We start from the raw sequence: 21149 nt of genomic DNA, 5'->3' as shown, positions 1-21149 counted from the left end.
TATGGTTAACAAATTTTTTATTAATGTTTCTTAAGGGACAAGGATTTTTGGATCAAAGAGCAAAGACTTTGGGAGCAAAGGTTTTTGGATCAAGGAATAAGGACTTTTGGATTGGGGACTCTGGGATAAAGGGTAGGTACAAAAAAGAACAAGGAGCAAAGATTTTTTATCCTTGCTCCTTGTTCTAAAATTATGTATCAGGAAGAGGGAATCCTTGTTCTTTGCTCCCCTCATCCTTGCTCTAAGAATTAATAACCAGGGTTTTGAACCAGGTTAGGATTGGTTTTTAGTTCGGTTGAAGGGACAGGGTATAACCTGCGGGTTGGATCTGTGTTCATTTTCAGATCGTCCGTTTTTCCACCCATTACCGGCAGCGGATATTCTTTCTCGAACAAGCCGTAGCGGATCAGGTCATTACGGCGCCATGCTTCCCATGAAAGCTCACGAGCACGCTCATCCAGCAATCCATCCAGATCAATTGATGAAGCGGTTTGCGCGTGGGCACGCAGGCGTAGCTTGTTTACCAGGGTTAATGGAGTTTGTGTTTCGCCATTGATGTTGGTTGGTGCAGCACCGCGCAATAAGGCCTCAGCTTTCATCAGGTAAATATCCGCTAAACGGAATACCGGTACGTCGTTACTGTTTAAACGTGTTGCCTGGATGATATTAACATCCGGATAATATTTAATAGATCTTACGCCTTCGGCTTGTGAGGTAAGCACGTCGTTACCCAAATCCATAGGTTTCTTTCCGGTAAGGGTTAGTGTAGGTATAATGTTAATTTGTGTATTTGCGGGAACTCCTACAGTTCCTGCAGGATAGTAAACTGGCTGATTAGTAAAGCCGCCATTACCGTCAGGGTAAAATTGTGGACCTGCCAGCCAGGTTTTGGTACGGTCATCTCCAGGGATGTTAAAGCGGTTGTAAAACTCAGGTGTAGTGCTCATGGCAATACTTAAATTTACATTGAAACCGTATGCCTGTACCAGGTAGTAAAAGAAACCAAAACGGGTAAACTGGTTACCTGGTATTTGCTGGTCATAAGGAACAGCAAATATGGTTTCGTTGATCGCAGGGCCGTTGGTTGGTAAAAATATATCCCTGTATTTAGCATCCAGAAAGTAATTGGTGTTAGCCTGTACGCTATCGCACATGGTTACGGTTTCCTGGTAGCGGTTAGTGCCTACATATACCCCGGAGTTCAGGTACATTTTTGCCAATAAGGCAAATACCATCCCTTTTGTTGGGCGGCCGTATTGTGATACGTTTGTTGCCGCGTTACTGCTTTTGGCTGGTAATAAAGGTAAAACAGCTTTTAACTCGCTTTCAATAAAGGCGTATACTTTGGCACGTGGTTGTGTTGCTGGCTGTGTGGTCACCGGGAAATCAGTAATGATAGGTACATTACCGTACAGGTCCATCATGAAATACAGGTACAGGGCACGCATCGCTTTAACCTCGGCAATTGATGATTGTTTTTTTGCCTCAGATGACGGAGATGAGTTAATAACGCTAATGATACGGTTACAAGTGTTGATACCACCAAAACCCCATTGCCATACTCCTATTACATTTGGATGGTCAAAGGTCCAGGTATGGTAATGTAACTGCCTGTATTGACCGCCATCGTCAAAGTTACCATCACGGGCCGGTAAAATAGCCTCGTCTGTTGCCATGTCTTGCATGCGCCAGTACGGCACTGCATAACTTGATGACAGGTTGGAGTAAATAGTACCCAATAACGCGATATAATCTGCATCGGTTACCGGGAAGTTTGATTTTACGTACTGCGATTCAACAGGTACATTTAGTTTTGTACAGGAGAATGTGCCCATCGTCACAACTATCGCGGCACATAATATGAATATCTTTTTCATTTTTGTTTGTTTAACTGTTATTAAAATGATGCGTTTATACCTAAGCTAAAGGTGCGTGTTTTAGGATAAAAGTTCTTGTTATCGATACCCGGGGTTAAACCACCCATATCAATTTCCGGGTCAACACCGCGATATTTGGTGATGATGAAAATGTTATTACCTGAGGCATAAAAACGTAAGCTCTTAATAGCCTGAATGTGTGGTTTAATGGTATAACCCAAAGTAGCATTATCCAAACGCAGATAGGAGCCGCTTTCCAGGAAACGATCCGAGATCAGGTAAGCATTAACATCATTGAAGGATTCGCCTAAGGTAAATCTTGGGATATTTTGCAGTTTAGTGGCGGCAGGGTTATTCAAACCCGCAAGCGTCGCGTTTAAAATTTTATTACCGTATACACCACGAACTAAAAAATTAAGATCAAAGTTTTTATAAAAAAAGCTGTTGCTCCAACCATAAATTAGCTTAGGCTGTGCATCGTATTTAATAAACTGATCGTTGGTAGATGGTTGGGCAGCTATAACCGAGCCATTGGCAGTTTGAAAAGTACTCACACCATTGGCGTTTTTGCCCATATAATGCCACAGGTCAAATGTGCCAATAGCATAACCTGGCTGAATGATCTGGCTATAGTTACCAGATTGCCCTTGACCACCTAATTGGGCGGTTTGAATAAAGTTTAGCCCGAAATTACTGTTTGATATACTCTGTACAACGTTTTTGTTATGTGAAAAGTTTAATGACGTGCGCCAGGTAAAGCTTTGTGATTTTACAGGGATAGCGTTTAGAACAACCTCGATGCCACTGTTTTTTATTTTGCCTACGTTGGCCGTATAAAATGGGTAAAAATATTTTGTGGTTGATACGGGGTATGTATAGATCAAATCGGATGTTTTTTTTATATAATAATCAACAGAACCGGTAATGCGATTGTTGAGTATACCAAAATCCAAACCAATGTTGGTAGTAGCGGTACTTTCCCATTTCAAGTCTGGGTTATCATTACGCACTGGACCTATAGGGTTAACAATATTACCGTTGCTTAAAAATTTACCGCCACCTGGAGGCACACCGTAAATTAACTGGGCAGTAAAGGCGTCGAATCCTAAACTATTACCCGATACACCGTAACCAGCTCTTAATTTCAAATCACTGATAACCGGAACTGATTTCATGAAATCTTCGCTGGTGATCTTCCATCCGGCAGAAACCGCAGGGAAATAACCATGGCGTTGATTAATACCAAATGCTGATGAACCATCTTCACGGATCGACGCTTGTAAAAGATATTTATCTGAGAATTGGTATTGTGCACGTGTATAAAAGGATATTAAGCGTAATGTAGATATATAAGTTGGCGGTGTAGTACCGTTAACATTATAATTAGGGTTAAAAATAATCTGTGAAAGTTGAGTTGGGTTGGAGAATGCTAAATAATTATAAGCCAGGGCGTCATTAGAGAAATTTTGGGTTTGTACACCAAAGCCATCATTATCACGATTTTGTTGATAAGAATAACCGCCTAATAACTTCAATGAATGCTGGCCAAAAGTACGATCGTAATTAAAATAAGCTTCTACAACGTTACTGGTATTGGTATAAGCACTGCGCACGGCTACACCATTTTGGTTAACGTATATGGCCGATTGGCTGTTAGAATAGGTGTTAACGTTGTTTTGTTCTTTTTGGGTTGATCCTGTTATGGTAAACTTTAAACCGTTTATGATATCAACCGAGGCAAAACCATTGATCAGGGTTTTGTTATTTTCTGTTCTGGTAAAGTTATTATCTATTAACGACAATGGGTTTAATGGGCCACTTCCGGTCCTCTTTAGATTTTCTTTATAAGTGCCGTCTGGATTAAAAGGGCTTACTGTTGGTAAATAGAATAATATACCTGGTAATACCTGGCTTTGAAATATATCGTTATTCTTAGTAACGCTATTGGTTAGGGTGATGCCCAGTTTTAAACGATCGTTAAAAAAGCGCTGATTGATATAACCCTTGTAAATAGTGCGTTCAAGGCTGGTATTTTTTAATATACCATTGTTTTTCATATAATTTACACTTGCACCATACTCAGAATTGGTACCTGCGCCACCATAAGAAAGGTTGTGGTTTTGAGAATAGCCGGTTTTTTCGGCTAATTTTTGCCAGTTGGTGTTTGATCCATCGTCATCTATTGGTTTTAATAAGGGAGATACTTTATTGTCAGCTAAATATTTACGTAATTCGTCGCCTGTAAGTACATCAATATTTTTTGATACATTTTCAACGGCTGCATAAGCGCTGTATGTTAAGCGGGTTTGGCCAGCCTTAGCCTTACGTGTAGTAACGATGATTACACCATTAGCTGCGCGCGAACCATAAATAGCCGTTGAAGATGCATCTTTCAATACGTCGATACTTTCGATATCAGCAGGAGCTAAAAGGTCAATGGATGCCCCAGGTACACCATCAATCACATAAAATGGCTGCTGAGCAGCGCCTTCGCGTAAAGTTGATGGCCCTCTTAATATAGTTGATGGTTGTTTGTTGGGGTCGCCGCTTTTGGTAATGTTTAAGCCGGCTACCTTACCCTGTAACAACTCGGCAGGGGTGGTTAATACACCCGCGTTAAAATCTTCGGCTTTTACCGAGGTTATGGCACCGGTAACGTCCTTGCGGCTGGCTGTACCGTAACCAATAACTACCACATCTTTCAACTGTTTGGTATCAGTTACAAGCGTAACGTTAATTGCGGCTTTATCGCCTGTCGTAACCTCTTTAGGTACCGAACCCAGAAATGTGAATTTTAAAACATCATCTGGCCCGCTAACGGTAACCGAATAGCCACCATTGCCATTAGTGGTTGTGGCTTTGCCTGTGCTTTTAACAGTTACAACAACCCCTGGTAAGGGAGCGTTGGTTTCGTCGGTTACGGTTCCTTTCACAAGCCGGCCAGTTTGTGAAAAAGCTTGTAATGCGGTCAATAATATTGCGCAGGCAATGAGCAAGGCATGCCTGGATAAGTGATGTGTTTTCTGGAAAAAACAGTGGTAAATTTTTTTCATAATGTGTGTTTGGGACAATTAATTTAACTAAACTCAGGAATCGCATTTTTCCGCTGCAAAGGAATGATGCGCATGTTAGGAAATCATCAAGTGAACATTAGCTTTTTTCTTTAGGTTAAGGTTAGTGATTTGGTTAATTAGTTATATTTTTTGTATTAATTTATTGATTTTTAGTGTTTTAATACTTAAAATAGATTAGTTGAGCCATAAATTGGTTATATGGGAAAAACTAATTATTAAAATTAGTTTAATATCAGTTTAAACAACTTTAATAAGGTAATAAATAGGTTTTATTGCCTGTAGTTGAAGCTTATAAATTCAGTAAGTTTATTATTGGTTTGCAACGTAATAGTTAAAGAAGTAACCGTTACAATGGATTAAAAATAGATTTTAATTAATTGATTTATCATTTACACTAAATACTTAAACGTTTTTGTTTAAAAGTAATTTCCAATTAGGTTCATCTTGAACCCTATTAGCCTAATTGGAAAAATCGTGGTTTGAGAATATTTCAGGGCTCAATCCGCATTCGCGCAAAGCTTTGGAGTTGTTATAAGCCAGTTGTTTATAAAAAGCTTCATCCTGGTTTACAATTGCGGGGTTATTGATCAATAAGTTTATCGTAAATATCTTTGAAAACTTGTTCCCTGATTTTTCTGTTGCCTGGTTCAGATATTTGAAGTACCCGGGAATGGTATTGTATTCATTGTTAAGAATAGCTTTTTTAATCTTGAGGCTATAAAAGGCTTGTTTCATATATGGCGTAAACAAGCTCTCTTTAGTTTTAAACAACTCAGAAATGTGATCGTTAATAGCTTTAAACTCTTTTACCCTGCCTAATAAAAAGTACGAGTCGGCCATTAATATTTTTAAAAAGAAATTATAACCAACAGCTTCCGTTGAATGTATTTTTTGGAGCGCGTTGATATACCTGATCATTTTCCGGGGTTTCTGGCATATCACAAGGGTAAAGCCTGCCAGTAAATAAGTAAGATCATTCCGTTGACTATAAGGCTGGCTACCGGTTTGTTTTGGTGGGTTAAAATAGAACCGGGTAATGGTTACAAAAAAGTCCTTTTTTATAATGCCGTATTTGAAAAAATAATACACCGTATTAAGGCACTCTAAGGGGCTTATAGTAAACTCCTGATAATCCTCGTGCGAAAAAGCGCTGAGCTTTACCAGGTATGCCTCTAACGAGGGTAGGTCTAGTTGGAGTACCGATATAATAGCTAATGTACTGTAGGTTAATATCTTTTTATAATTAGATAACTCGAATTTTAACAATGATTGTAAAGCTTTTTTATAATCGGTGGTTATCAGTTCAAGCCCCAAAAAATAATAAAACAACCCGTCGTTGCAATCCTGCTTAAAATAATTGGTCATAGCACCTGCACTACTTTGACCCGAATAAGCTTTATGTAGCAGATCACCTAAAAAAACAATCAGATCTGACTTTTCTCTGGGATTAAGATCGACCCCGGAAAGTGCCGAAAAATTTTCCTGCTGCCCATTTTTCATGGCATGCATAACGCACCACTTCATAACGGCAACTTTAAGCTCGTTGTTTGAAAATAATAGGTTAAGGGCTTTAACCAGGTTTTCGTCAAAGATGTTGTTATTGTCGTATAATAATTTTTGTGCTATTGCCAGTTCTAAAAAGTTATTATTCCCGAATTGTACGTGTGTATTAAATTGAGCATCGTTGCTTGTATTGGTTTCTTTTAAAAAACCAATACTTAATAATTCTTTGTAAGCCTGGTTATATTGGCTAAACAGATCATTTACTTTTAATTTGGCCACATCATACTCACGCTTTTTAAAATCCATATTTTCAATAAGGCCTTTTAGTAACAGCGTTTTGTCAGCGGCATGATGCCCCATATAAATTTTATTGAATATAAAATTGGAGATCAGATCGTAAATAGAAGTATGATCAACGTTACTAAGAGAAAAATTATCTTTGTATTGTTTATAATAAAATTGAAAGTACAGTGGATGATTAAAGCTGTTGGCAACATCTACAGGTATTGGTGTCAACACTTCCGGATTGATGTTAAGGCATAGGTCTTTTATCTCCTGTAAATTAAATAAAGGTACATTGCTGTATAATTGCTGATCGGTAATAGCTCCTGTAAACCATTTTGGGTGATCATGATCCAGTACATACCGGTTATTGATCCAGTTGGCCGATCGCATCGTTAAAACCATTTTAAACCATTTGTTCGATTGATAAAATGAAAAAATATCCATTAACTGGTCAAGCAATAACTGGAACCAGTTATTTTTAAACATATGTTCATCCAGGCCATCAATAACCAGGTAAAAATTGCCTTCTTTTGGCTTACTACTATCCAGCAGTGAAAGGATGTCTTCTTCAGTGGTATAACCCAACAGGGCCAATAGCCAATCATTAAAATCCTTGCCACTGATCAAAACGTTCATTAGCGCATTGCTGCTAAAAAACAAGATAATATCATTGCTGCCAGATGTAATGTTTAGGGCCTGTTGTTCATCTATCCAATGGCATAGGGCAATCGTTTTGCCATAAGATGGGGGAGCGACTAAAACGGTAGCCGCGTAATCGCCTTTTAGAAAATCATCAAAATGTTTCTCAAGAAAATTCCTTTTGATACTTTGATTAAACGGAATACCAGATTTGTTTTTTAGGGCCTGTAATGTAAAATTGGTGATTTTGGCCGCTTTTTGACTGAGAGAGTCCCAATCTGCATTTTTATGTTTATTGTTAGTATGCTGTTTGTCCTGTTTTTTGCAAAAGTCATCCCACCCGTTATATCCGCAATAATTTGATAACACATCAATGGTAAACAATGATGGTTTAAACTTACTCAACGCAAAGCCATATATCCGTTTTAATGTAGTTTCACTTACTGTATGATTGGTTTTATCGCTTATGCGCGCTGAAAGTATTTTACAATCACTTGCCTGGATACGGTTAAGGTGTGATATTTCTAAAACATATGATTTTAATAATTCAAATAGCTGTGATGAAAAGGCTGTCATGTTATTAAAAAATATCAGGTATATGGCTTTTAATGACTGCTTTATTGATAATTAAGCACCATAAGGCTGCATTATAAGTTTTAGTTGACTAGTAGGTTAATTATAAGTTTATGAATGTATGTAATTTTATGACCTTACATTTTATTCTCGCTCTTAATGAACGAAATGAATGTTTTCGTTGGTTTTGTTCATTTATTTGATTAAATGAACAATTATCCCTGCTTTTAATTTTTCTGTTTTCTTGTTTAGGGGGAGTATGGGCATTGTGTTGATTGGAGGGTAAGTTACTTATAGGTTAATTTATTGCTGAACGCGCTGTTTATTACAGAAGCGAAAAAATAGACACGGCGCAGATCAATACATGAAAAATACCTATCACCAACAGATCCGACTGTTCGTCTGTCAATAGCTTTCCTGGTGCTTTAATACTTAGTTTTTTGAGTTTCACAAAGCCATAGATGCCCGCTATGACAGCTAAGATCACGGTAAGTGCCGCGGTCTTATCGTTTATAATGTTGTACATCATAAGTCGTTTTTTAGGTTTAATTCGCTTGTGGGGGCTTGTAGCGTATACATAGTTATGTATAATGCCCATATATGAGATTTGTTTATTTTGTTCATTATTATATAATTGTTCACATTGTTCATTCTGATAGTTTCCCCTTTAAGCCAGCATTTTGGACTTAACTTTCCTATAGCTAAACCCGTATTACTTTACAATTTGATACCTGCCTCCGGATCAATAATTCCGGGGCTTTAACAAATAAAAAGGAACACCTTAAACACCTTGTACTTATATTAAAATAGACAAATGGATAACACAGACATTTTGGCCGAAAAACTTGATTTTACATACAAAAAAGAAGAGGGGCCCAGCGATGTAAGAGGGTTGATCGCTTTGTGCCTTAATTATTGGTATGTATTTGCATTAAGTATTATTGCCTGCCTAATAGCCGGATTCGTTTATATTCAATACAGCCCGAATCAATGGAGTATATTGGGTAAGGTTATTGTTGAGGACGAGCAAGGTACCCCCGAAAAAGCGCTGACCAATGGACTTAATGCCGATCTGGCTTCCCTGTTTGATGTAAAAAGTAATGCCGATAATGAGGTTAAAATATTAAAATCAACAAGTTTAATAAACCGTACTGTTACCACGCTCAACTTGAATGTTCATATCCTGGACAACAATGGCTGGAAAAGCTATGAAATATATGAGAATTCGCCAATTGCCGTATTTGTTGATTATAAAAAGAAGGATATCCGCTTAAGCAAGTTTAAAATTGCTATCCTTAGCAACACCACTTTCCGGATCAAGAACAGTAAAGAGGATCTGGACGTAACCGGTGAGTTTGGAAAGCCAATCCAGCTTAGTCAATACAACCTTACCATAAACAAAACGGATAAGTTTAAACCTTCCGGATATTACAAGTTAAATATCCAGTCAAAAAAACAAGCGGCAAAGGATCTGAATGATAATCTGGCTGCCGGGCTTGATGATAAACAGGCTACAGTGATAAACCTGCAGCTGAGTTATGAGAACCCGGATCATGGCGAGTTGATTTTACAAACGCTGATGCAGATGTATCTGCAAAGTAACTTATCAAACAAGATCCGTAAGGCCGATAGTACCATGAAATTCATCAATGCCCGCTTGTTGGTTGTGGGTGATGAGCTGGGTAAGGTTGAAAAAAACCTGGAGCAATATAAAGTTCAGAATAAGATTTCAGATATCAACGCGCAATCAAAAGCGCTTATTGAAGGAGCTAACCAGTACCAAAGCAAACTGAACGATAACTCCGTACAATTAGCAGTGGTAAATGACCTGTACAAATACGTAAATGATGCCAATAACCCTCAGGTTGTACCCAGCTCATTGATAACTAAGGACGTTGCCTTTGGTACGGCCATAAATGCCTATAATGAAATGCTTTTACGTAAGGAGCAGTTGAAGTTAAACCTTACCGATAACAGCACCATTATCCAAAACCTTAATCAGCAGATTGAACTGGCCCGCAGATCATTGATGGCCAGTATCAAAAACTATCGCAATAGTTTAGAGGTTTCACAACTGGCTTTCAGAAAGCAAAATTCAACTATTGAAAACAAAATATCCGATGCCCCGGTAAAAGAAAGGATATACCTTGATTATTCGCGGCAGCAAAGCTTAAAACAGGATCTTTATTTATTCCTACTGCAGAAAAAAGAAGAAACGGCCATCTCGCAAAACGCTACCATGTCAAGCGTGCGTATATTGGATAATGCCGAGAGCAGCGAAAAACCATTCGCGCCGAAACAATCGTTGATATACCTTATCGCATTATTCGCGGGTATATTTTTACCGGCCACCGGCTTAAGCATAAAAGAGATGCTCAATATCCGTATCAACAGTAAGGCCGATATTGAAAAACATACCAGTGTGCCTTTACTGGGCGAGATAAGCCGGAATACCAACCGTAACAAACTTTTAATATATAACGATTTCCGTTCTATAGTTTCGGAAGAGATCAGGGCGGTGCGTACCAATCTGAAATATGTTACGGAGAAAGGGAAATCGAACGTGATTTTGTTTACTTCGAGCATGAGCGGTGAGGGTAAATCATTTATATCCCTTAACCTGGGTAATTCTATTGCTATGTCTGGCAAAAAAGTAGTATTGCTTGAGTTGGATTTGCGTAAACCCAGGTTGCTGAAAAATATTGGTGTGGAGAATGATCATGGTTTTACCAACTATGTAATTTCAAGCGAAGAGGAGAGTATCGATAATTTGATCAAGCCTTCTACTTTTAATGAAAACTTCTTTTTCATATCCTCAGGGCCGATCCCGCCTAACCCAACCGAACTGTTAATGCACGACAGGTTAAAAACTTTGATCGAGGAACTGCGTACCAGGTTTGATTATGTGATCATCGATAGCGCGCCGGTAGGCCTGGTTTCTGATGCCCTGATCATTGAAGAGTTTGTAGATATCACCTGCTATGTAGTGCGTCAAAATTATACCTATAAATCACAACTGGGTATCGTGAACGATTTGCACAAGTCAAAAAAGGCTAAACATCTTTACCTCATCGTAAATGATATTGAGCTTAAAAAGAATAGCATTACCGGTTACGGGCATGGTTATGGTAACTATGGTTACGGTTATGAAGGCATCGAAGAAAAAAGTAACGGATTAGCCTCCATCTTTAATAAAACAAAAGAACCTACCTCATAAAATAGTAGTCAATAATTTATGCTGCAGGCTATACAAACTCATGTTCAGCGCTTTTTTACAAAGGGACACGAGCGTTCTTTGAAAACCAAAAAAAACATCATCCAGTCGGTTTTACTGAAAGGGGGGAGTGTTGCTATTTCGTTATTGCTCATTCCGCTTACCATCAAGTATATCAACCCAACTCAATACGGTATCTGGCTCACCCTAAGCTCCATCATAACCTGGGCAGGTTTATTTGATATGGGGCTTGGAAACGGGCTGCGGAATAAGCTGGCGGCCATGATATCATTGGGCGATGTTTCGGCGGCAAAAAGTTATGTGAGCTCAACCTACGCACTGTTGCTCATCATATCAAGCATCATGTTTGTGGTTTTTTATTTTGTTAACCCTTACATCCAGTGGCAGCAAATATTAAACGCGCATAACACACCGGCAGGCTATCTGAGCATGATTGTATTGATCGTGTTCGCATTTTTTTGTTTTCAGTTTGTAATCCAGCTGATCAATAATGTTTTAACAGCCAATCAGGCTCCTGCCAAAACCGCTTTTTTAAACCTGCTGGGGCAAATATTGTCGCTATTAGCGGTATTGTTTCTAATGAGGGTTAAACAGGGCGAATTGCTTGATGTGGTAGTTATTATAGCGGGTTTACCTTTAATAGTATTGGTTGCAGGCAGTATCTGGTACTACAACGGAAGCTATAAAGAGCTTGCGCCTGGTTTCGGATCTATCAATTTAAAACACGCTAAAGAGCTGTTGGGTGTAGGCGGAGGATTTTTCATTATCCAAATAAACGCCCTTGTACTTTACGAAACTGATAATATCGTGATCACCCAGCTATTTGGCCCCAAAGAGGTAACTACTTTTAATGTGGCTTATAAGCTGTTTTCGATTATCCTGATGTTCTTTGTTATTGTGATTACACCATTTTGGAGCGCTTTTACCGAAGCCTACACCAAAAACGACCTGGAATGGATCAAAAACGCGGTGGCCAAAATAAATAAATTATGGGTGGCCCTTAGTGTTTGCGCTATTTGCCTGCTCATTGTATCGCCCTGGTTATATCGGCTTTGGTTGGGTAAAACCATAACGGTACCGGTTATGCTGTCCATTGCCATGTGTTTGTATACTATAACCATTATATGGCAGGCCATACATGTTCAGCTTTTGAACGGGATAGGTAAAATAAAACTGCAGCTATATGTAGGTATTATAGGTTCTATTGTAAATGTACCCTTATCCGTTTTTTTAGGCAAACAGATAGGAGTAGCGGGGGTAACATTATCAAATGTTATTTTATTTATCATTATGGGAGTGCTTTTTTCCATACAAACAAAAAGAATAATCAATAAAACGGCTACAGGCATTTTTAATGCTTAACAAGAGCCCGGGGGGAATATAATTATCAGGTTGATCATGTATTATATCAGAAAATTTTACAGGTTGTTACGGGTGCTGTACTATCAAATGGCACGCCGATACTCGTGGCTGATCAGCAGTTTTAAATTTTACTTAAACAATGTAAAATATCACCGCGATTTTGTTGGCTTCGGCATACCCATATTAGACATTAACCTGCAGGGGAGTTTTTCTATTGGTAAAAAATTTTGGTTCAATAGTGGTAAATATCATGCCATGGGCGGGCGGCAGCAGCAATGCTATTTTGTGGTGGCAAAAGGTGGCGAATTAACCATTGGTGACCATGTAGGTGTTACGTCGATAGCCATTATTTGTCATAATAAAATAAGCATTGGTAATCATGTAAAAATAGGCATCAATACGGTTATTTATGATACCGACTTCCACTCGCTTGATGCCCGGATGAGGAACAGTTACCCCGAAAGGTTGGATGGCGTAAAAACAAAACCGGTTACTATTCGTGATGGCGCTTTTATAGGCGGGCACAGCACTATTTTAAAAGGGGTAACCATTGGCAAAAATTCAATAGTAGGAGCAGGCTCTGTGGTGTTTGAGGACGTACCCGACGAGCAGGTTTGGGCAGGAAACCCAGCCCGCTATGTACGTGACAACTTTGTTTATGCAACAACGACTTAAATAATTAAAAAAAATGATCAATCGTGTATTTCCACTTTTATTGCTGATACTCATTGTGGCATCGTTTTTTCACATGCAGGCCATTGTGATAGCTATTGCCCTGTTGATCATTTTTATGCCTTTGAAACATCGTTTAGCCGCTATAAAGGTTGCCCGTGTTTTTGCCATTTTATTGCTGCCTGTGCTATTTGCCTTGATAGTTGGTTATCAGAATGACAATTATCTTATCCTCAAAGATTTCTATTACTTCTGTATACCTGTGCTATTTATACTATCGGGTATTGTACTGGCCTGTCGCCTCGATATTGAGAAATTCCTGAAAACCCTGGTTTATGCGGGCCTGATCACATCAGTATTGGTAACAGCTATATCGGTATCCTACATGGGCGTCAGCGCTTTGTTTGATCCGTACTCGGCTCATTATGCTATGGGTATAGTAGGAGCACCCGGTCCGCCAATGGGCCTGGCCTGTTTATTATTTACCTGGAAGTTTAATATCCGGTTGTTTAAGCCCCATTGGTTTAAGCTGTTTATGGCAGTAAACGCTTTTGGTATTTATATGTGTGCCTCCCGTACTTACTTTATTATTATGGTATGTTTTGCCTTGCTCATGGTGGCTGATAAGGTTAAAAGGATATGGATAATTCCCACTGTATTTTTCCTGGTGGTGATCTTCGCGCTGGTACCTACTGATATTTTCCAGGCAACCTCCTCCGAAACCTTTATGAGCAAATTGCTGGGCTCATTTAACGAGTTAAAAATGGGTGATTATAATACCGAGCAGGATATCAATATGAAATACCGCGGGTATGAATCGTTTATGGCATTGAAGAGTTATATGGAGGGTGATACCAAAGACTGGATATTTGGTGGTTTGGGTAAAACTGTCGACCTGAAAACCTTTGTGCGCCTGGGTGAGGATACTGATTTTCAGTTTATCCCGGTTTTGCATAATGGTTGGTTGTACCTGCTGGTAAAAATGGGTATAGCTGGTGTGCTCACCTACATTGTGATATTTTTTGGATTGATTATCAAAAACTGGCGGAAGTATGCTGATAGTACGGCTAAACCTGCTATCAGGTTGTTTGCTGCTTTAAGTATTGGTTGCATATTTAGCCTGCTGCTTACCAATTATATTGTTACCGCTTTGTTTAATGCCGAGATGTGTATTGTGATGATAACCCTGGGCTATAGTTATCTCAATTTTAACGCGCTGGTTTTTAAACAAGAGCAACGTGAAAAAGAAAAAGTGCAGGCCTATCAATTTGAAGCGGCCTAATGGATATGAAAATGGAAACACATTTAAATACCCCTAAAGTTACCATTATTACGGTTGTATATAATGCGGTTGCTACTATTGAAGACACCATTCTGAGTGTTATCAATCAAACCTACAGCAATATCGAATATATTATTGTTGATGGGGGCTCAACCGATGGTACTTTAAAGGTGATCAATATGTATCTGGAGCGGATAACCCGCTTTATCAGTGAGCCCGATAAAGGCATAGCCGATGGCTTTAACAAAGGTATTGCTATGGCTACCGGCGACTGGATAGGGATGATCAATGCTGATGACTGGTATGCTTTAGATGCGGTAGAGATAATGATGAACAATGGTTCAGCCATAGATGATGTGCGCTGCGGCAACATTATGCTGATAGGGAAAAACGGGTTTGAGCGTGAAAAAAAGAGTAAAGTTGGTTGGTTAAACTTTGGCATGTACATTATGCATCCCACTTGCTTTATCCGCAAAGAGGTTTACCAAAAAACGGGTAAATACGATATCAGCCTTAAAATAGCGATGGATTTTGATATGTTCCTGCGGATAAAATATAACGGTTTTGAAATCGCTTACATCGACGCAACAGTGGCTTATATGCGTATGGATGGTGTAAGCAATGATACTGTGAAAATGCACCATGAAGAACTCGCCGTAATGCGCAGGCACTTAAAGGGTCTCAATTATTTTAACTCCTGGCTGTTTAATTATTTAAACCGCCTGCGCTGGAAATATTTTTATAAAGATCCGCTTAGAACGCAGTTAAATTGAGATAAGCTAAAAACCTAATACCCCTGTCATGAAAAAAAAGATACTCATATCGGCTTATGCAATATCCCCTTTTAGGGGGTCTGAGTATGGTGCTGCCTGGAATACGGTAACTCACCTGGCCAGTCAGCATGAGGTATGGGTACTTTATGGCATGTCTGATAATTTCATGGGCGATACCCAAACCATGAGAAAATATGTACAGGATAATCCTTTAGCCCCTGTTCATTTTATTGAAGTACAGCCCGGGCGGTTGGCAAAAGCGATCACGTTATTAGATAAAGCGGGCCTGGGTTGGTTTTTCTATTTTGCCTATTATTTATGGCAAAAAAAGGCCTTGAGAGTTGCCCGTGAAGTTTTAAGAACCGTTGATATTGATGTAGTGCACCAGTTAGGGCCTATCGGTTACCGGGAGCCGGGCTTTTTGTGGAAATTGAATAAACCTACCGTTTGGGGCCCAATAGGTGGTATGAATATCATCAACCCGGAGTTATTGAAAGGGAAGCCTTTTTCAACTAAGCTGAAATTCAGAGTGAAAAATGCGATCAACCATATCCAGCTAAATTATTCAAAACGTATCAGGGAAGCGTTTTTGCAGGCCGATGTGCTGGTGGCGGCTACATCTGCAGGGCAGCAAACCATTCGCGAAAAGTTTGGTGTGGATAGTTATTATCTGTCTGAACAAGGCATTGTTAGTCAAGCTTTTTTGGACGAATCAAAATTTGATCACATCAACCAACAAGTTCAGCTGGTATGGTCGGGTTCACTTATTGAGCGTAAAAACTTCAGTATGTGCCTTGATGTGCTGGCAAAGGTTAAACAAAATAACTGGAAGCTGCATGTATTGGGTAATGGTCCGCTGAAAGAAAAATTACAGCAAAAAGCTGCTGAGTTAAACCTAACCGATCACCTGGTATGGCATGGGCATATACCCCGACCAGATGCTATCCGTGTAATGTCAGGCGCGCATCTGCACATCATCACCAGTATAGCTGAGGATAATCCGGCGGTGATATTTGAAGCCTTAACTTATGGTGTACCTACTTTAACCATAGATCATTGTGGTATGGGTAATGTGATCAGTAACCAATGCGGCATCAAAATAAAACTAGGCACCTATGCCAGCATTGTATATGATATGAGCGCTGTGCTGCAAGATGTACTCACCAATCCACATAAATTGGTTGATCTGGCCCAAACTACCATAGTCTGTGCTGCTGATCATGGCTGGGATAAGCGACTTGTTCAGTTAAACAATGTGTATGACGAGGCTATCCAATTGCGCGAAAGACGTTATAATTCATCACCCAAATTAACCACATTAACTGCCTGATATGCTTGCTGACGGTCAACATAAAACAATCAAATTAGGTATTGATGCCAAGTGGTTTTTCAAAGGACCGCCGAGTGGCAACATGGTAGTAAAAAACCTGGTAAACGAGATGGTGAATAATCCCAACGATCAGTTTCAGCTTTACCTGCTCATCACCCGCGATTGTAAGAAACAAGCACTAGCGTACTTTCCATCATCGGTAAAACTTATCTTTTTACCGGTTATTCCCAATATGTTATCCAATATGCTGTTGGTGCCCCTAATAGCCCGGATATATGGTTTGCAGGCGGTGCTTTTTCAAAACTTTAGCAGTTTGTGGCCCAATAAATTGCGCAAGATAGTTTATATACATGATGTCTTGTTTTTGGATTATCCACAATATTACACAGCATCTGAACTGGCATATTTTACTAAAATGAAGCGTTTGGCAACTAAGGCGGATATGATCATTACTATATCCCATTCAGAGAAAGATCGATTGATCAAAAATAATGTGGCTAGTGAAGATAGAATAGCGGTAGTTTATCATGGGATCAATAACGCGTTCAAGACCTTGGCAAATTATACCGACGATAATGTAAGCGGTTTTATGCAAAGGTATAACCTGCCTGCCAGGTATCTGCTGTACGTAGGGCGTGTTAATATCCGCAAAAATATATTTCATTTGGTTAGCTCATTAAACCAGTTGGATGACAAAGCCATTAAATTGGTTGTTGCTGGTGAGTTAGGCAGTGACATTAATTTACTGAAAGATCATATCCGGGCCGAAGGTGTTTCGCACCGGGTGATATTTACCGGGCATGTACCCGAGGAAGATCTGTACCTGATTTATGCCAATGCTACAGTTTTTTGCTTCCCGTCATACGCTGAAGGTTTTGGCTTGCCACCATTGGAGGCCATGCAGTGCGGAGTGCCGGTTGTCGTATCGCAGCGCACAGCAATGCCCGAGGTTTGCGGCGACGCGGCGATGTATATTAATCCTGACCATCCTGAAGATATTGCCGAAAAGATCAATTTTTTACTGAATGATACCGTATTGTATCAGAAAAAGGTGTCGGAAGGGATTGATCATGCCCGGAAATTTTCATGGCAGGTATCGGCAAATGGAATATTAAAATTAATAGGTGATGCATACATTAATTGAAAGGGTAATACGCAGGCTTAAAAATAACCCCGACTATAAATTTGAGAACGATTATAGTTTGCGGGAGTTGTCGGTTATTTTGTGGGGCAGGTGCCGGCAATTATCCCGTGGTGTATGGAAACGGATGTTTTTTAAAAGGTCAGAAGGTTTGGTGTTTATAGGCTCGCACGTCAATATCAAGCATTCTTACCTGTTTTCGGCGGGTAAAAACCTTATTATTGAAGATCATGTTTACATCAATGCTTTATCATCTGATGGTATCCGGATTAAAAATAATGTTTCCATTGCCCGTAATTGCACCCTGATCTGTACAGGTGTTATCGCGCAAAAAGGTAAAGGGATCATTGTGGGTAATTGCAGTGGTATTAACGCGGGTACTTATCTGGGGGGGCAGGGTGGTATTGAAATTGGCGATAATGTGATCATTGGCCCAGGGGTTAAAATATTCTCAGAGAACCACAACTTTGCCGACTTTAACATCAATATTAAAGATCAGGGCGTAACCCGTAACGGCGTATTTATTCATGATAACTGCTGGATAGGTGCCGGGGTAACCATATTGGCTGGCGTAACTATAGGCGAGGGGTGTGTAATTGCCGCCGGCAGCATTGTTACTAAAACTGTTGCACCGCATTCGGTAGTAGCCGGAGTACCCGCTAAAATTTTAAAGAAACGGGGCGAATTGCTTAGTCAGGAAGTACCGGTATAAGATCAATAAATTCTAAATCAAAATTATGCCCGCAAATAATATGGCAAAACTCAAAGGTTCGGTACTTTACATGATATGTAGTATCATAGGCTGGCTGCCATTTCATACTTTACGTATTTTTTTACTGCGGATGTTAAAAGCAAAAATAAACTGGCGTGTGGGGTTGTACAGGGGATTTGAAGTAAGGAGTCCGTGGAAATTAAGTATTGGCCACGGTACCATTGTTGGGCACAACGCCCTGCTGGATGCACGCATGGGATTAAGTATTGGTAATAATGTGAACATCAGTAACGAGGTCATGATCTGGACTTTGCATCATGATTATAACAGTCCCGATTTTGCGCAGACAGGCCAGCCAGTAATTATTGAAGATTACGTTTGGTTATGCTCCCGTACCGTTATTTTGCCAGGCGTAACCATTGGGAAAGGAGCGGTTGTTGCTGCCGGCGCGGTAGTTACCCGCAATGTGCAGCCCTACACCGTAGTTGGTGGAGTACCCGCCAAACCTATAGCCAAGCGCAATGAAAACCTTAATTATGATTTGAGCGATGCGGTTTTACCCATTATTTAATACCACCATTTAATTCCTGTTTTTAATACCCGCATAGGATTACCTCCAAAAATAGAGTTTTCACCATCCAGCTTTTTAGTTACCATGGAGTTGGCAGCTACCACACTACCAGATGGTATAATGGCCCCTTTGAGTATGGTGCATTTGCAGCCTACCCAAACATTATCGCCAATGATGATCTCTTTCGGATGGTTAAAAACTTCGCCGGTAGTTTGGTCGGCTATATGATGAAAATCGGTATCCATTACTAATGATTCCCATGATATGCCGCTGTGATCACCAATTACTATCTTTTTAGCAGCAACAATGGCGCATTCGGTGCTCATATTGAAATCATCGCCAAAAATAAGTTCGGCGTTTTTAAAAACGTTGATCTTGCAGCCGTGCATAATAAATGCCCTGCCGTTAAACACAACATCCCCATCCACTTCCCACACAGCCCTTGATCTTTTAAAATCGGTAATTCCAATAGCACCATAACCAATTTGTATTAAGGCTGTTCTGATAGGCGCATTGATAATTACCCTGCCTTTTGTTTTGTGCAGAAACACATTACTTGATATTAGAACCGGGAACTTAATAGCTGTTTTAAAAGGGAAATATCTGAAATTAAAAATGATGCTCTTTAAATTGATCCTGCTCAGGAATTTGAAAACTTTGATCATTGTTAAATTATTATTTTGGGGACGTAATACATATAAGTATAATAATTTTCAATGGAAAAATACAATGTTTTTCCATAATCACCTTTACTTTCTTGTTTATTTTGTTCACTCATGATTTTTACGGTCTGTTTGTTCACATAGTCTTTAAACGAAGCTTTTACCTGTGTTTCTACGTATAATTATACATGGTTCGATCAGAGGATATAACTGATGACCAGAGCCCTAAAATATTGATCAATTATTGATTAAAATATTAAATATATATTATTATGCGTATAGCTATCATTGGAACCAGGGGTATTCCGAACCATTACGGAGGTTTTGAACAGTGCGCTGAGTACCTGGCCGCAGGCTTAGTCAAAAAAGGTTATGAGGTAGTTGTTTATAACTCTCATAACCACCCATACCAGGAAAAAACCTGGAACTCTGTTGAGATATGCCATTGCTATGACCCTGAGTTCAAACTGGGAACGGCAGGACAATTCTTATACGACTATAATTGCATAAAAGATTTAAAGAAAAAGAAATTCGATATCATTCTTCAACTGGGATATACCAGCAGTTCTGTTTGGGGTTGGCTTTTACCCAGGAATACCATAGTAACTACCAATATGGACGGATTGGAATGGAAAAGATCTAAATATTCCAAACCTGTTCAGTCATTTTTGAAATTTGCCGAAAAGCTGGCTGTACGCTATAGTGATCATTTAATAGCCGACTCGGTAGAGATACAAAGGTATCTGGAGCACAAGTACAACAAGAAATCAACCTATATAGCTTACGGCGCCGATATTTTTGACCAGCCCGATCCGGCGTTGCTTAGTGAATTTAAGCTGGAGCCATATCAGTATGATATGCTGATTGCCCGCATGGAGCCGGAAAATAGTGTCGAAACTATTTTAGATGGTGTGGTTAAAGCAGATACTAACCGCGAGTTTTTAGTAGTAGGTAGTACAGATAACGATTTTGGTACTTATTTAAGTGCAAAATTTGCTTATTATCCTAATATTAAGTTCTGTGGTGGCATATATAATATGAATAAACTCAATAATTTGAGATATTACTCCAATTTATACTTTCATGGCCATACCGTAGGTGGTACCAATCCTTCATTGTTGGAAGCCATGGCATCCAACAGCCTTATTTGCTCAAATGATAATAAATTTAACAGGGCTATCCTGGAAAACGACGCTTTGTATTTTAGTGATGCTGATGATGTTGTTTTTCACCTGCTTACGGGTAATAAAAACGAGAGCCGATATACCCAACTAATGGAGAATAACAAACAAAAAATAATGGAGCTTTACACTTGCGACAGGATCATAGATCAATATGCCGAACATTTTGAATCTATTCTGGCCGAACGCGGAAAAGCTTATCAACCCAAAACAGTTAATCCTGAAGTATCATTCCTTTTAGAAAATTTATAGATCAATGCGAATTAATAGATTAATA

Annotated in this window: 15 protein-coding genes; 10 read left to right on the top strand and 5 right to left on the bottom strand. The window is 39.4% G+C overall.

The annotated features are described in order from the left end of the window. Positions 1 to 248 precede the first annotated feature (248 nt). The 4 genes from ACTJKG_RS08780 to ACTJKG_RS08765 all read right to left on the bottom strand — a co-directional run bounded on the left by ACTJKG_RS08780 (position 249) and on the right by ACTJKG_RS08765 (position 8480). The gene (locus ACTJKG_RS08780; RefSeq protein ID WP_440738968.1) at positions 249 to 1877 is read right to left on the bottom strand and encodes a RagB/SusD family nutrient uptake outer membrane protein; all 1629 of its coding nucleotides are present in this window, start codon (positions 1875 to 1877) and stop codon (positions 249 to 251) included. Positions 1878 to 1897: 20 nt separating this feature from the next. Then, complete coding sequence (locus tag ACTJKG_RS08775; RefSeq protein WP_440738967.1) at positions 1898 to 4930, bottom strand: SusC/RagA family TonB-linked outer membrane protein; 3033 nt, start codon at positions 4928 to 4930, stop codon at positions 1898 to 1900. A 480-nt stretch (positions 4931 to 5410) separates the two neighbouring features. Next, positions 5411 to 7954: a hypothetical protein gene (locus ACTJKG_RS08770; protein ID WP_172335064.1), complete on the bottom strand. Its 2544-nt coding sequence runs from the start codon at positions 7952 to 7954 to the stop codon at positions 5411 to 5413. 322 nt (positions 7955 to 8276) lie between these two features. After that, on the bottom strand, positions 8277 to 8480 hold the full coding sequence (locus ACTJKG_RS08765; RefSeq protein ID WP_172335063.1) for a hypothetical protein: 204 nt from the start codon (positions 8478 to 8480) through the stop codon (positions 8277 to 8279). Between the two features lie 285 nt (positions 8481 to 8765). Here ACTJKG_RS08765 and ACTJKG_RS08760 point away from each other — a divergent pair, with 285 nt between their 5' ends. The 9 genes from ACTJKG_RS08760 (at position 8766) to ACTJKG_RS08720 (ending at position 19029) form a co-directional block, all read left to right on the top strand. Then, positions 8766 to 11168 carry a GumC family protein gene (locus ACTJKG_RS08760; protein WP_440738966.1) on the top strand — a complete coding sequence of 801 codons (2403 nt, stop codon included), beginning with the start codon at positions 8766 to 8768 and terminating at the stop codon, positions 11166 to 11168. Positions 11169 to 11246: 78 nt separating this feature from the next. Continuing rightward, complete coding sequence (locus ACTJKG_RS08755; protein ID WP_440738965.1) at positions 11247 to 12548, top strand: lipopolysaccharide biosynthesis protein; 1302 nt, start codon at positions 11247 to 11249, stop codon at positions 12546 to 12548. Between the two features lie 87 nt (positions 12549 to 12635). Next, the gene (locus ACTJKG_RS08750) at positions 12636 to 13223 is read left to right on the top strand and encodes an acyltransferase (protein ID WP_440738964.1); all 588 of its coding nucleotides are present in this window, start codon (positions 12636 to 12638) and stop codon (positions 13221 to 13223) included. Positions 13224 to 13236: 13 nt separating this feature from the next. After that, positions 13237 to 14502: a hypothetical protein gene (locus ACTJKG_RS08745; protein ID WP_440738963.1), complete on the top strand. Its 1266-nt coding sequence runs from the start codon at positions 13237 to 13239 to the stop codon at positions 14500 to 14502. Between the two features lie 11 nt (positions 14503 to 14513). Then, a complete protein-coding gene (locus ACTJKG_RS08740) occupies positions 14514 to 15275 on the top strand; it encodes a glycosyltransferase family 2 protein (RefSeq protein ID WP_440738962.1) in 762 nt (253 codons plus the stop codon). Positions 15276 to 15303: 28 nt separating this feature from the next. Continuing rightward, complete coding sequence (locus ACTJKG_RS08735) at positions 15304 to 16605, top strand: glycosyltransferase (RefSeq protein ID WP_172335057.1); 1302 nt, start codon at positions 15304 to 15306, stop codon at positions 16603 to 16605. A 1-nt stretch (position 16606) separates the two neighbouring features. Next, positions 16607 to 17749, top strand: coding sequence for a glycosyltransferase family 4 protein (locus ACTJKG_RS08730; protein ID WP_172335056.1), 1143 nt, complete (start codon positions 16607 to 16609; stop codon positions 17747 to 17749). Beyond that, entirely contained in the window at positions 17733 to 18458 is a 726-nt protein-coding gene (locus ACTJKG_RS08725) for an acyltransferase (protein WP_440738961.1), read from the top strand. Before ACTJKG_RS08730 ends, ACTJKG_RS08725 begins: the two co-directional genes overlap by 17 nt. A gap of 25 nt (positions 18459 to 18483) precedes the next feature. Further along, on the top strand, positions 18484 to 19029 hold the full coding sequence (locus tag ACTJKG_RS08720; protein WP_216650539.1) for an acyltransferase: 546 nt from the start codon (positions 18484 to 18486) through the stop codon (positions 19027 to 19029). Here the strand turns inward: ACTJKG_RS08720 and ACTJKG_RS08715 are convergent. After that, entirely contained in the window at positions 19026 to 19694 is a 669-nt protein-coding gene (locus ACTJKG_RS08715) for an acyltransferase (protein WP_172335055.1), read from the bottom strand. The two genes, ACTJKG_RS08720 and ACTJKG_RS08715, sit on opposite strands and share 4 nt — an antisense overlap. A gap of 269 nt (positions 19695 to 19963) precedes the next feature. Between ACTJKG_RS08715 and ACTJKG_RS08710 the strand changes: the two genes are divergently transcribed. Next, positions 19964 to 21124, top strand: coding sequence for a DUF1972 domain-containing protein (locus tag ACTJKG_RS08710; protein WP_440738960.1), 1161 nt, complete (start codon positions 19964 to 19966; stop codon positions 21122 to 21124). Positions 21125 to 21149 lie beyond the last annotated feature (25 nt).

It is taken from the genome of Mucilaginibacter sp. 22184, assembly GCF_052045695.1.
In the GTDB taxonomy this organism is placed as follows: Bacteria; Bacteroidota; Bacteroidia; order Sphingobacteriales; family Sphingobacteriaceae; genus Mucilaginibacter.
Note: the sequence above shows the minus strand (reverse complement) of the source record. Positions and strands in the feature narration are given on the sequence as shown.